Below are 11,953 nucleotides of genomic sequence, written 5' to 3'. Positions count from 1 at the left end.
GATTTGCAACCATATGCATCATTACGTTATCTTTTGTTCTGTGACTGGAGTTCTTAGGTGTGCTCTTCCGTTCTGGGAGCCGCCCACCGGGCACCGGGCCGGAACGCGTTCCGGCCCGGTGTTCCCCGCCACTCAGAGCACGGCGCCCGAACCCTGGCGGGCGGGAGCCGGGCCCTTCCGCTTGGGCCGTGGCGGCGCGCCGGGCTTGCGCCTCTCCAGCTCGATCGCCGCCGGCCCCGCGACCAGCGCGGAGGAGAGCGTGCCGACGATGATCCCGATCAGCAGCGCCACCGCGAAGTCGGTCAGCGAGTCGCCACCGAGCACCGCCAGCGCGGCCAGGATGAACAGCGCGCCCAGACCGGTGTTGACGGTACGGGGCACGGTCTGCAGGATCGAGGTGTTGACCACCTCGGCGAACGAGCTCTTCGGCCGCGCACCCCACAGCTCGCGGACCCGGTCGAAGACCACCACCTTGTCGTTGACCGAGTAGCCGATCACGGTGAGCATCGAGGCCAGGAACACCCCGTCCACCGGCTTGCCCAGCCAGGCGAACGCGCCGATCACGACCGCCGCGTCGGCGACCAGGGCCACCACCGTGGCCAGGCCGAACGTCCAGCGGAACCGGAAGGCGAGGTAGGCGAGCTGTGCGGCGAGCGCGACGCCCAGCGCGATCAGCGCGTTGCGGCGCAGCTCGTCCCCGAGGCTCGGCCCGATGAGCTCGTCGCGCTCCTTGGTGACCTGGCCACCCTCGCTCTCCAGCGCCTCCTCGATCTTCACTACCTCGGCGGGAGTGATCTGACCCGTCCGTACGGAGATGTCCTCATTGGAGGCCTGCACCACCGCGTTGGGGAACCCGGCCTTGCTGACCAGCTCGCGGGCGGCGTCGGCGCTCATCGGGGTGGTCGTGGAGTACTCCACGAGCCTGCCCCCGGTGAACTCCACCCCGAAGTTGAGCCCCCGCACCGCCACCCCGGCCACGGACGCGGCCACCAGCAGGCCGGTGATCGCGAAGTACCCGGCGCGGCGGCTCATCAGGTCCGGTTTGCGGATGTTCAGCCAAGTGCGGACCCGCCCGATGTTGGACAGGCCGGTGATCTGCGGTCGTGCGGACACCACCTTGAACCTCACCGCCCACTGGGCCAGGACGCGGGTGATGACCATCGCGGTGATCAGCGAGGCGATCACACCGATGCTCAGCGTGACGCCGAAGCCGCGTACCGGGCCGGAGGCCAGGAAGAACAGCAGCCCGGCGGCGAGCAGGGTGGTGATGTTGGAGTCGGCCACCGCGCTCCACGCGTTGCGGAACCCCTTCTCCAGCGAGCCTCCGAGGTTGGGCGTCTCGGCGTACTCCTCACGTGCCCGTTCGAAGACCAGCACGTTGGCGTCGACGGCCATGCCGATCGCCAGCACGAAGCCCGCCAGTCCCGGCAGGGTGAGCGTGGCGCCGAGCCCCACCAGTGCCGCGTACGAGATGAGGGCGTAGCAGGCCAGGGCGATGGCGGCGAGGAAGCCCACCAGCCGGTAGATCACGATGATGAACAGCGCGGTGAGCGCGATGCCGATGACCGCGGCCCAGGCACTGGCCTTGATCGCGGCGGCGCCGAGCGTCGGGCCGACGGTCCGCTGCTCGACGATCTCGACGGGCACCGGCAGCGAGCCGCCCTTGATCAGCAGGGCCAGGTCCGAGGCCTCCTCGGCGGTGAAGGCGCCGGTGATCTGGGTGGTGTTACCCGGCAGGCCGACCTTGCAGCCCACGTCCTCGTTCACCTGGGGGGAGACGATCACCTTGGAGTCGAGCACGATGGCGATCCTGCGCCTGGGGTCGCCCGGCTCGTTGCAGGCCGCCTCGCCGGTCAGCTTGGCCCACGCCGCCCGTCCCTGATCGCGGAAGTCGACGGTGACGAACCAGCCACTGCCCAGCTGGGCGTCGATCCCGGCCTCGGCACCGCCGACGCCGTCACCGGTGAGGGTGGCCGGCCCGATGTGCAGCGGGGCGCCGCGATCGTCGGGCAGGATCTGCTCTCCCTTGCCCGGCTTGGTCTCCGCTCCCGGGTCGGGGGCGCCGAGGACGGGGTGGAAGGTGAGCTGCGCGGTCTTGCCGATGACCTCGGCGGCCTTGGTCGGGTCCTGCACACCCGGCAGTTCCACGATGATGCGCCGCTCGCCGGAGCGGGCCAGCGGCGCGTCCGCCACGCCCAGGCTGTCGGCCCGGCGGCGGAGCACCTCAAGGGTGCGGTCGGTGGCCGAGGCGTCGGCCTTGACCGTCGGCGAGTCCTTGGTCTCCAGTACGAGTTGGGTGCCGCCGCGCAGGTCGAGACCGAGGCGCGGCGACATTGTCAGGGCTATGTACAACGAGGTGGCGATGACGGCGAGCGCCGCTATCGCGCGTACCACCGGGGCACGCGACATGGAAGCCTCCACAGGCTGGGGGAGTTGTCCTCGGTCACGCCGAAGGAGCGTTCAGGGACGGCGGCACGCTTCGCGTACGGCAAGAACGCCTTTCGGCTGGGGAGAAGGCGTTCTCCGGGTACGGGAAAAGACGTCTTCGCTCGCGGCGGAGGCGTTTTCACGTACGGCGAAGAGACCCGGAGCGGTTCCGGGGTGTTTCAGCCGGCTGTGGAGGCGGGCGGTGCGCGCCCCGGCCTGACGAGCAGGGCCGCGAGCGGGCGGGTGTCCTCGTCACCCGCCGGGCGGGTGAGCGGGCCGGCGGCGAGGAACAGGTGCCGGAGGTCGGTGGGCGGGGTCGCGAGCGGGTGGCCGCCCCCGCCGCCCAGGCCGGACCCGGTGCCGGCGAATCCGGAGACCAGGGAGTGCCGCTGCACGCCGTCCAGGAGCGGGCGCGACAGCGGCTGATGCTCGCCGACGGCCTGGACGACCGCGGTGTGCCGGGCGAGGGCGGCGGTGCCCCCGCCCAGCCCTCCGGAGACCAGTAGCGGCAGCAGCAGGGTCAGCAACCAGCCGAAGGGCGCGCCGCGCCTCAGCTGTCGCATGATCTCCTCCTGGCCGTCATCGCTGTCCACCGTAGCCCTTCGGAGCCGCTGCGATCCCCCTCAGGTCAACTCCGGGGTGCATTACCCCATGAACACGCAAAGAGAGGGTAGTGCGGACGCATGCGACTCACCCATACGCCGACCTGTGGTGGAAGAACGCGGTCGTCTACTGCCTGGGCAGCCTGGGGGACTTCGTGGAGTTCGTCAGGACGGCCAGGGGCCGCGGCATGCGGGTGATCGCCGACCTGGTGGTCAACCACACCTCCGACGAGCGCCCCTCAGCCCTGAGCGGTCTCCGATCCGGTGTCGCCGGTCTCTCCCAGCTCGGTGAAGAGGGTGAGCTGGAGCCCGGCCGGGCCCTCAAGGCGGGAGTTGAGCGAGTTCCACGGGGTCCGGACGGGCTCGGCGACCACCGTGGCCCCGGCTCCGGCCAGCTTCGCGGTGACGGCGGGGGAGTCGTCGACCTCGAACGCCACTCGGATGTGCCCGGCCACCCGCCGCCCCACCTCGACCTGGTCGATGAACTCCGCCTGCGAAGGATCGGCGATCTCCAGCGTGGCCCGGCCCGCCTCCAGGATCGTCACCCTGCCGTCGGGTGAGGAGTAGGCGGCCCGCTCGGGCAGGCCGAGCACGTCGCGATAGAAACGCAGCGCCTCCTCGTAGTCGGCGGCGGTGACGACCAGGCGCATCTCTCGGGCGGTCATGACGGCTCCTCACACGGTCAAAACGAGCATCCCGTGCGGGACAGCATGGTCGGCACATCCGGTATTCCTCGCCCGGCTCACCGCGGGACGGGAACCGGGACGGGAACCGGCACGGGCGCGGTGCGCTCCCGTGCCGGTTCGGGCGACCGCCGGGGTGCCGTGGCTCAGGGCCGGTGCGGGTGGTCGCGGCGCGGGTCCCGTCTGGTCTTGAGCCTGTCCAGCCGGCGGATCAGCTCGTCGCGGACCTCCGCGAGCGCGGCGGGCAGATCCTGCTCATAGGAGTGGGCCACCAGCGGCTCCGTGCCCGGGAGCACGCATTCGAGCGTCACCCGCTGCTGGGGCGTGTCGCGGTCCTTGACGCTCAGCCGCAGCTCCACCGCGTCACCGGGATAGGAGAGCAGCCGCCTTCCCAGCCCGGCCAACCGCTCGATGATCCCCTGACGCTCGCTCTCGGCGAGGCCCGTCCCGAACCTGAGCCGCTCGGCGACGACGCCCTGCTCCTCGGCACTCGCATCTGTCATCGTCGACAGCCTCCTTCGGGTGTGGTCACAACATTACAGTCAGTCATCATCGTCATCCTGGGCGGCGCCGAGGTGACTTTCCTCGCTGTGTCGCAGGGTCGCTGTCCCGGCTGCGATTTCTCTTGCTGTAGGGGGGCTAAAATCCCATTCGGTGTCGAGCGCGAGGAGAACGGTCCCGGATGGATCTGAATACGCTGCGTGATGTTTCCGAGCTGAGTGACCCCATCGAGCGCGCACGGGTTCTGGGCCGTCTCATGACCGAGGAGCAGGAGCGCCTGGAGGAGGCGGCGAAGATGCGCCGCCAGGCGATCGCCGAGGCTCGTGACTCCGGCATGGGCCTGGAGGAGATAGGGGCACACCTGGGCGTCTCCCCGGGCCGGATATCCCAGATGCGGAAGGGGCCGGCGGCCCGTGCCCCCGAGGGAGCGGCGGCCCGCGTGCCGAAGGTGCTGGTCCGGCGGGCGCTGCCGACCGACCCCGCCGTGCGCGCCTCCGCGTCCCTCTTTCTCGTCGAGGCGGAGCGGCAGGGGATCAAGCCGGACCGCAGAATGCTCTATGTCGGCCCGGAGCCGGCGAGTGATCACGTGGCGGCCTGCCTGCGCGTCGAGCCCGGCACCGAGGTGATCGCCCGCCGGAAGATGATGACGGCGGACGAGGTTCCGGTACGGATCGCCACCAGCTACTTCCGGGCGGACCTGTTCGGGGGGACGCGCATCGCCGAGCCCGAGTTCGTCAAGCCGTCGCTCCAGTCGGCGCTGGTCGCCCTCGGGCACGTCTTCGGCCATGCCGAGGAGAACCTGACGGCTCGCCCGCCGACATCCTTCGAGTACGACACCCTGGAACTCGAACCGGGGGAGTGGGTCGTGCAGGTCCTTCGAGCCGGATACTCCAGAGAGGACACGCCGGTCCACGTCCTGGAGACGATCTGCGCCGCGAACAGGCACATCTTCTCGATCGGCCAGGTCTCCGGGGACGACGAGTTCTGACCGGCCTGCCGGCAGGCGCAGGTCACATCGGCCAGGTCTCCGGGTAAGACGAGTTCTGACCGGCCTGCCCGTCACGCCCGTCCACTGCCTGGTCGTCGAGATCCGGCTCCCCGTACCGTTGAGATCGGAGAGAACGCCTGTGACAGTCACGGCCACGACGCGGACCTCGGTGTCCGTTCCCGCCGGGCGGTTACCCGCCTACGTCTACGATCTGGCCGAGCTCGACGCCCACGCCGGGGCCGTCCGGGCCGCGCTGGGAGACATCGAGCTGTACTACGCGGTCAAGGCCAACCCCGACCCGGAGCTGCTGCGGACGCTCGCTCCGCACCTCGACGGCTTCGAGGTCGCCTCCGGCGGGGAGCTCGCGCATGTGCGGGAGCACTTCCCGGACGCGCCGGTCGCGCTGGGCGGCCCCGGCAAGACGGACGACGAGCTGTTCAGCGAGGTCACCCGCCTGCATGTGGAGAGTCCCGGCGAGCTGCGTCGCCTGCTCGCCTCCGGTCGCTCCGCCGACGTGCTGCTCAGGGTCAATCTGGACATCCCGATCGAGGGGGCCTCGCTGGCGATGGGCGGCGGCGCCACGCCGTTCGGGATGGATCCCGCGGGGATCGCCGAGTGCGTCGCGCTGCTTGAGACCCAGGACGCCGTACGGCTGCGCGGGATACACGCCCACCTGGCCAGCGGGCTCGACGCGCCCCGGATGCTGGAGCTGGCGGCGGCGGTCCTGGACTACGCGCGGACGCTGGGGGCAGGTGAGATCAATCTCGGCGGCGGCATGGCCGTCTCGTACGCCGACCCCGGGACGCGGTTCGACTGGCAGGCCTACGGGGAGGGCCTCGGGCGGCTGCGCCGTCCCGGTGAGACGCTCAGGATCGAACCCGGGCGCTCGCTGACCGTCTACTGCGGGCGCTACGTGACGCGCGTCATCGACGTCAAGCGCGTCCACGGCGAGCTGTTCGCGGTCGTGGCGGGCGGGACCCACCACATCCGCACCCCCGCCACCAAGGGCCACGACCAGCCGCTGGTCATCACGGAGCCCGGCGAGCCGATCACGATCGTCGGCCAGCTCTGCACCCCCAAGGACATCCTGGCCCGCCGGGTGCCCGTCGCGCTGAAGCCCGGTGACCGGGTGGAGTTCACCATGGCGGGCGCCTACGCCTGGAACATCTCCCACCACGATTTCCTGATGCACCGGAGACCGAGTTTCCACTACCTGGCGCCGTCATCCCGCTGAGGCGGGTCGCCAACCCGGGTGTGAGGATGCCGCCAAGTGCGCATATGCTGCGCTTCACCGCTTTCGTGGATAAAAGGGAGAAGCTCGCCGTGTACAAGGAGTTCGCAATCGAGGCCGTGGTCTGGGTCATCCCCGTGGCAGTGCTGCTCGGGCTGGCTTTCATGATCACTGCCTGATCTGGACGCGGCCGAAGAGCCACCACAGCCACACCTGTGACGCCACCAGCAGGGGAGTGAGCAGCACCATCGAGGGAGTGAGCAGGGCGAGCGTCGCCGAGTCCGCCAGGTGCTCCGCCAGTGGCAGGCGGGCCCCGGCCAGCAGGCAGGCCAGAGCCATCCCGGCCGACGTCAGGGCGTAGACCGCACGCCCGGCCGAGGGCCCGGCGAACCGCCGGGCCCGCTCCCGAGGGGCGCCGTCGAGCCGGAGCCCGGCCAGCGCCAGCCCGTGGGCGGCGAACAGGACGGCCCCCAGCGGAGCGGCGACCAGCGCGCCGAGACCGACGGTGAACCCGTCGCCCATCCCGACGAGGATGAGCCCCCAGCTCAGCACCGCCAGCCAGCTGCCCGCGACCACGGCGCCCTCGCACCGGGCCCGCCAGGCGGCCCGGTCCACCCGCCCGCGCAGCCAGATCCCCGCGTCGCGGGCGACCCAGCCGAGCAGCAACGCGACGAACGGCAGGTACAGCCCGCTGAGCAGCTCCCCCTCCAGCACGGGGAACGCGCCGACCAGTACGCCCACCGCCGTGACCAGCCAGACCTCGTTCGTCAGGAAGAACGGGGTGATGGAGCCGAGCACCCGGCCGCGCTCCTCGGGGGTGCGGCCGAGATACGGCAGCAGCATGCCGACCCCGAGATCCGCGCCCGCGAGGACGAAGTAGCCGACCGCGAAGAACGCGAGCAGGGCGATTTCCATAGCGATTTCCCTTTACGAAGGCCGGTGGACAGCGGGGCTGTCAGAAGGCCAGGACCGGAGTCGGCTCGGCCGGGGCCGGGCCGGTGGCGGGTGCCTCGGGGCCCTGGCGGGCGCTGCGCGCCAGGATCCAGGCGTTGACGGCCATCAGCAGGACGGACAGCGTGATGAAGGCGATCAGCGAGACCCAGATCGTGCCCGGCGACAGGTCGCTCAGCGCGTCCTCGGTCGTCAGCAGGCCGTTCACCATCCAGGGCTGGCGGCCCGCCTCCCTGAACACCCAGCCGGCGATCATGGAGACGAACGGCAGCGGGATCATCGCGATCAGCAGCAGGTGCCAGGCCCGCGCCCCCAGGACCATCCGGCGGAACGAGGCGAGCAGGACGCTCAGCGCCGACACGAGCAGCAGCACCGTGAAGACACCCAGCATGATCATGGCGCTGATCTGCGTCGGCGCGACGGGCGGGATGTAGTCCCCCGGACCGTGGGTGGCGACCATCTCGGCCTGCAAGCGGGCGATCTCCGCCTCCCGCCCGCCGAAGACGGCGGTCTTCATCGGCTGGAGGGACGGGAACTGCACGCCGCCGAACGCGGCGTTGATCAGCAGCGCGGGCAGCGTGGTGAACACGCCGATCCGCAGGGACCTGCGGAAGAACTCCTGCTCGGCCGTCCCGCGGCGCAGGTGGTAGGCGCTCACCCCGGCGAGGAAGAACCCGGCGGTCACCAGGGCACCGGAGAGGATGTGGGCGAACGCGAGGAGCGCGTCGGGGTTGGTGAGCACCGCCACCGCGTCGGTGAGCCGCAGCGTCCCGTCCACGACCTCGGCACCGACCGGGTTCTGCAGGAAGCCGTTGGCGACGAGGACCCAGTACGCCGAGGCGTAGGCGGTGATCGTGACCACCCAGATCACGCCCAGGTGCGCCCAGCGGTTCAGCCGGTCCCAGCCGAAGATCCACAGGCCCAGGAACGTGGACTCGATGAAGAAGGCGACGAGGGTCTCCATCGCCAGTGAGGCGCCGAACACGTTCCCCGCGAAGTGCGTCAGCCCGCTCCAGGCCATCCCGAGCTGGAACTCCATCACCAGCCCGGTGAGGATGCCCATCGCGTAGTTGATCACATACAGCCGTCCCCAGAACCGGGTCATCCGCAGCTGCGTGTCGGAACGCGTCAGCGTCGCCCGGGTCTGCGTGACCGCCAGCACCGTGGCCAGGCCCAGGGTGAGGGCCACGAACAGGAAGTGTGCCCCCGAGGTCACGGCGAACTGCAGGCGGGCGAGATCGAGCGTCTCCATGCCGCTCATGCTTCCGGCGCGGTCACCGCCCGCGCGTCCCTCCCCGGGAGGCACCTGCCGTACTCCAGGAGTCGTGATCCCCGGCCGTGGCCGTACACCTTCCAGTGCACCGGCCCGGGTTCGCGCGCGAGGTTCGGCCACATCGGACCAGACGATCTCGATGAAGGGCGGCGGGGTCCGCCGGGCGGACCCCGCGGGGTCAACGGGTCGCGGTGATCAGCTCGAAGGGGCCCGGCAGGACGGTGACGTCCCTGAAGCCGCTCTCTTCGAGCAGCCGCGCGTAGTGCTCGATCTCGTAGAGGCGGCTGACACAGCTGTCGACGCCCATGAGGAAGTACGACCAGAAGAACTGCCCGGCGAGCCGGTCGGGGGTCCTGAACTCCTCGCAGATCAGAATCCGCCCGTCGGGGACGAGGGCCGCGTGGGCCTTCCGCAGCAGCGCCCGTGCTGTGGAGACCGGCCAGTCGTGCAGGACGCGGACGAACGACAGCGCGTCGTACCCGTCGGGCAGGGGGCCGTCGAGGAAGTCTCCGGCGACGAATCCGAGCCGCCCGCCGAGACCGCTCTCCTTCCTCGTACGGCCCACCAGCGGTTCCGCCGCGGGAAGGTTGAACACGTCCACCTGGAGGGCGGGCGAGCATGCCAGCAGGTGGGCGGCGAGGGTGCCGTCACCGCCGCCGACGTCGAGCAGCCGGAGCGCCCGCTCGCCCCACAGCCGCCCGGCGTGCGCGCGGAACGTCTCGATGACGGGGCCGAGACCCGCGGCCATGCTCTGCTCGAAGTCGGCCAGTCGCTCCTCGTCGCGCGGTGGCCAGCCGAAGGTGGCCGCGGGGATCGACATCTCGCCGCGCAGGACGTCGACGAGCCTGCCGTGGAGCAGGCGCCACGGATACCGGTCGCGGTCGCGCTCCAACGAGCCGGGACCGGCGACGGCCTCCGCCGCCTGCCTCAGGCCGGGGACCGCCCGGTAGCGGGCCAGGCCCAGGTCGTCGCCGCTCTGCTCCCGGTGCACGAAACCGAGGCTTTCCAGGCAGTCGAGCATCTTGTACAGCCGGCCGGGTACGACGCCGAGCCGCACGCTGAGGTCGGACAGGGAGACGCTGTCCGTCCGGGTGTCCGTCCGGGTGCCGGTCTCGGCGCCGGGTTCGAGGGCGTCGAGCAGGCCGAGGCGCAGCGCGGTCTCCACGACGTCCATCGCCTTCGTACCGTTGGCCAGGAGGCTCAGCAGAGCCCGTGGCGACAGGGGGGTGACGTTCATGCGGTGATCCGCTCCCGTTCCGTCTCGACGGCGTCCATGAAGGCGTCGACCTCGGCGATCGTGTTGTAGATGTGGGGCGCCACGCGCAGGGAGCCGCGCCAGCTGCACACCATGCCCCGGTCGACCAGTGACCTGCTCACCCGCTCGTCCCCGTCGAATCGCAGGCAGACGACGCCGCCGCGCCGGTGTGGCTCCCTCGGGGTCACCACCTCGATTCCGGCCGCGTCCGCGCGTTCCAGCACCCGGCCGGTGCACGCCAGCGAGTGCCCGCGGATCGTCTCGACGCCGATGCCGGACAGGAGGTCGAGGCCGATCCTGGACATCATCGGTCCCAGCGGCACCGGTGTGCCGGAGGCCAGGCGGCGGGCGTCCCCGGCCAACACGACCGGTGAGCGGAAGGAGGTCGGGTCGGCGCCGGCCAGCCAGCCGGTCGCCGCGGGTCGCAGGTCGGCAATGAGGTCGGGGCGCACGTACAGGAACGCGGTGGCGGCGCCGCACATCCACTTGTGGGCGCCGCCCAGCACGAAGTCGGCGCCCAGTTCGGTGACGTCCAGGGGAACCGTGCCGACGGTCTGGTAGGCGTCCACGATGACGTACGCGCCCACGCTGTGGGCCCTGGCGACGATCCGCCGCAGGTCCAGCAGCGCTCCGGTGGAATAGCTGCCGTGTGAGACGCACACGCACCGGGTCCGCTCGTCGATGGCGGCCTCCAGCGCGGCCTCGTCGAACCCGGGGCCCGAACCCACGATCTCCAGCTCCGCCCCGTACCGGGCGAACCCCTGCCAGATGAGCGGCACCGTGGGGAATTCCAAGCCGGTGGTGACCACCTTGCTCCGCGGGCCGCCGAAGTCCAGGCAGGTGCCGATCCGGGCGAGCAGCGTGCTGAGGTTCACATCGGTCACGACGGAACCCGGGGGCGCGCCGAGGAAGACGGCGAGGGCGTCGGTGTAGGCCGACGTCTGTTCCAGCCAGTCGCCCCACACCTCGTCCCGCCACCTGGTCAGCGTCCGCCAGTAGTGGCGCAGCACCTCCTCCACACCGCGAGGGACGGCGCCGGTGGAGTTGCTGTTGAGGTAGACGCAGGTGTCGAGCAGCGGGAACTCGGCGCGCAGCGACCTCACCATCCGGTCGTGGTCCGCGCCGCCCGTCCCGTCGATGAGGTTCGGGGCGCCGTCGCCGACGGGGTTCGCGGCGCTGTCGTCGGTGCAGGTCATCAGGAGCCCTTCTCCGCGTGCCTGGACTCTCCGGGCGCGTACCCGCCGTCGCGTTTCCAGGTGGCGGTCATCTCCTCGCGTACCTTCCACAGCTGCCGGAAGAGGGGCTGTGTCATGCGGCCGGTCAGCACCTGCGTCGGCACGCCGTCGAGCGCCGCGGTGTCCCGGCTGATGCCGATCGTCCTGCGGACGAGCATGAAGTGGGTGACGAGCCACATCTGGTAGGCCTCGTCCACGTCGAGGAGCAGCTCGAACGTGCGCTTCAGGTCACTGTGCCGGGCGTCCCGCGCCTGGTAGACATCCGTGGCCGAAACCCCGCGGCGGGCGGTCAGCCGGTCGAGCGCGTCCGATATGTACTGGGCCGCCACGCGCAGCCGGTTGTACCCCGGTGACTCCTGCCCGCTGCCGTTCCCGAGATGCCGCCGGATCGTCTGGTACGAGTCGGGCGTCAGCGTCTCCAGGACGCCCAGCTCGTCGTTGAGGCAGCGGACGATGCGCGCGATCCGGTCCAGCCGCGCCGAGGCGTCCCAGAGCGCGTCCAGGTCCAGGTCGCCGACCAGCTCCGTCATCTCGTGCGCCAGAAGTTTCAGCCACACCTCCTGAGCCTGGTGGACCATCTGGAACATCAGCTCGTCGGAGGAGACGAGTTCGTCGGTGGCGGGTTGCAGGGAGAACAACTCCGAGGTCCGCACATACACCTCGTAGTCCAGCTTCCCCTCCCCGACGAAGGTTTTGAGGACCGGGTTGAAGATCGGCTCTGAAACCACCCTGCGCAGTTCTTCCATGACGGGTTCGTTGAGGTTGACGTGCATGCTTCTCCTCGTAGGCGTTGTCAGGCGGTCGGCG

The 11,953-nt window shown here is 70.6% G+C and carries 12 protein-coding genes and 1 pseudogene; 4 read left to right on the top strand and 9 right to left on the bottom strand.

Going from position 1 to position 11,953, the window contains the following annotated elements:
- Nucleotides 1–132: 132 nt before the first annotated feature.
- Nucleotides 133–2,409 (bottom strand): protein translocase subunit SecD, encoded by a 2,277-nt coding sequence (secD, locus tag ABZU75_RS33485; RefSeq protein WP_355563077.1) that lies wholly within the window; start codon nucleotides 2,407–2,409, stop codon nucleotides 133–135.
- Between the two features lie 197 nt (nucleotides 2,410–2,606).
- A complete protein-coding gene (locus tag ABZU75_RS33480; protein WP_355563074.1) occupies nucleotides 2,607–2,990 on the bottom strand; it encodes a hypothetical protein in 384 nt (127 codons plus the stop codon).
- Nucleotides 2,991–3,133: 143 nt separating this feature from the next.
- On the opposite strand from ABZU75_RS33480, the pseudogene ABZU75_RS33475 reads away from it, so the two are divergent.
- Nucleotides 3,134–3,268: pseudogene (locus ABZU75_RS33475) on the top strand (alpha-amylase family glycosyl hydrolase); the annotation flags it as partial.
- On the opposite strand, the gene ABZU75_RS33470 reads toward ABZU75_RS33475, so the two are convergent.
- Nucleotides 3,269–3,694, bottom strand: coding sequence for a VOC family protein (locus ABZU75_RS33470; RefSeq protein WP_355563071.1), 426 nt, complete (start codon nucleotides 3,692–3,694; stop codon nucleotides 3,269–3,271).
- Nucleotides 3,695–3,858: 164 nt separating this feature from the next.
- Nucleotides 3,859–4,215, bottom strand: coding sequence for a hypothetical protein (locus ABZU75_RS33465; RefSeq protein WP_355563068.1), 357 nt, complete (start codon nucleotides 4,213–4,215; stop codon nucleotides 3,859–3,861).
- 179 nt (nucleotides 4,216–4,394) lie between these two features.
- On the opposite strand from ABZU75_RS33465, the gene ABZU75_RS33460 reads away from it, so the two are divergent.
- The 3 genes from ABZU75_RS33460 (at nucleotide 4,395) to ABZU75_RS33450 (ending at nucleotide 6,611) form a co-directional block, all read left to right on the top strand.
- Nucleotides 4,395–5,201 (top strand): UTRA domain-containing protein, encoded by an 807-nt coding sequence (locus ABZU75_RS33460; protein WP_355563065.1) that lies wholly within the window; start codon nucleotides 4,395–4,397, stop codon nucleotides 5,199–5,201.
- A gap of 139 nt (nucleotides 5,202–5,340) precedes the next feature.
- A complete protein-coding gene (locus ABZU75_RS33455; RefSeq protein WP_355563062.1) occupies nucleotides 5,341–6,435 on the top strand; it encodes an alanine racemase in 1,095 nt (364 codons plus the stop codon).
- Between the two features lie 44 nt (nucleotides 6,436–6,479).
- Nucleotides 6,480–6,611 (top strand): hypothetical protein, encoded by a 132-nt coding sequence (locus ABZU75_RS33450; RefSeq protein ID WP_343974738.1) that lies wholly within the window; start codon nucleotides 6,480–6,482, stop codon nucleotides 6,609–6,611.
- Here ABZU75_RS33450 and ABZU75_RS33445 read toward each other — a convergent pair.
- From ABZU75_RS33445 to ABZU75_RS33425, 5 genes are all read right to left on the bottom strand, one after another.
- A complete protein-coding gene (locus tag ABZU75_RS33445; RefSeq protein ID WP_355563059.1) occupies nucleotides 6,601–7,347 on the bottom strand; it encodes a cytochrome d ubiquinol oxidase subunit II in 747 nt (248 codons plus the stop codon). The genes ABZU75_RS33450 and ABZU75_RS33445 overlap by 11 nt on opposite strands.
- Nucleotides 7,348–7,387: 40 nt before the next feature.
- On the bottom strand, nucleotides 7,388–8,635 hold the full coding sequence (locus ABZU75_RS33440; protein WP_355563057.1) for a cytochrome ubiquinol oxidase subunit I: 1,248 nt from the start codon (nucleotides 8,633–8,635) through the stop codon (nucleotides 7,388–7,390).
- 199 nt (nucleotides 8,636–8,834) lie between these two features.
- Complete coding sequence (locus tag ABZU75_RS33435; RefSeq protein ID WP_355563054.1) at nucleotides 8,835–9,893, bottom strand: methyltransferase; 1,059 nt, start codon at nucleotides 9,891–9,893, stop codon at nucleotides 8,835–8,837.
- Nucleotides 9,890–11,107, bottom strand: a complete 1,218-nt coding sequence (locus ABZU75_RS33430) for an aminotransferase class V-fold PLP-dependent enzyme (protein WP_355563051.1) — start codon at nucleotides 11,105–11,107, stop codon at nucleotides 9,890–9,892. Before ABZU75_RS33430 ends, ABZU75_RS33435 begins: the two co-directional genes overlap by 4 nt.
- A complete protein-coding gene (locus tag ABZU75_RS33425; protein ID WP_355563048.1) occupies nucleotides 11,107–11,919 on the bottom strand; it encodes a tryptophan 2,3-dioxygenase family protein in 813 nt (270 codons plus the stop codon). Before ABZU75_RS33425 ends, ABZU75_RS33430 begins: the two co-directional genes overlap by 1 nt.
- Between the last annotated feature and the right edge of the window lie 34 nt (nucleotides 11,920–11,953).

The organism is Streptosporangium sp. NPDC005286, from assembly GCF_040607515.1.
Lineage (GTDB): Bacteria > Actinomycetota > Actinomycetes > Streptosporangiales > Streptosporangiaceae > Streptosporangium.
Note: the sequence above shows the minus strand (reverse complement) of the source record. Positions and strands in the feature narration are given on the sequence as shown.

Coding starts and splice junctions, on each gene's coding strand:
- secD (WP_355563077.1), bottom strand. CDS start 2,409: ATGTCGCGTGCCCCGGTGGTACGCGCGATAGCGGCGCTCGCCGTCATC.
- ABZU75_RS33480 (WP_355563074.1), bottom strand. CDS start 2,990: ATGCGACAGCTGAGGCGCGGCGCGCCCTTCGGCTGGTTGCTGACCCTG.
- ABZU75_RS33470 (WP_355563071.1), bottom strand. CDS start 3,694: ATGACCGCCCGAGAGATGCGCCTGGTCGTCACCGCCGCCGACTACGAG.
- ABZU75_RS33465 (WP_355563068.1), bottom strand. CDS start 4,215: ATGACAGATGCGAGTGCCGAGGAGCAGGGCGTCGTCGCCGAGCGGCTC.
- ABZU75_RS33460 (WP_355563065.1), top strand. CDS start 4,395: ATGGATCTGAATACGCTGCGTGATGTTTCCGAGCTGAGTGACCCCATC.
- ABZU75_RS33450 (WP_343974738.1), top strand. CDS start 6,480: ATGCTGCGCTTCACCGCTTTCGTGGATAAAAGGGAGAAGCTCGCCGTG.
- ABZU75_RS33445 (WP_355563059.1), bottom strand. CDS start 7,347: ATGGAAATCGCCCTGCTCGCGTTCTTCGCGGTCGGCTACTTCGTCCTC.
- ABZU75_RS33440 (WP_355563057.1), bottom strand. CDS start 8,635: ATGGAGACGCTCGATCTCGCCCGCCTGCAGTTCGCCGTGACCTCGGGG.
- ABZU75_RS33435 (WP_355563054.1), bottom strand. CDS start 9,893: ATGAACGTCACCCCCCTGTCGCCACGGGCTCTGCTGAGCCTCCTGGCC.
- ABZU75_RS33430 (WP_355563051.1), bottom strand. CDS start 11,107: ATGACCTGCACCGACGACAGCGCCGCGAACCCCGTCGGCGACGGCGCC.
- ABZU75_RS33425 (WP_355563048.1), bottom strand. CDS start 11,919: ATGCACGTCAACCTCAACGAACCCGTCATGGAAGAACTGCGCAGGGTG.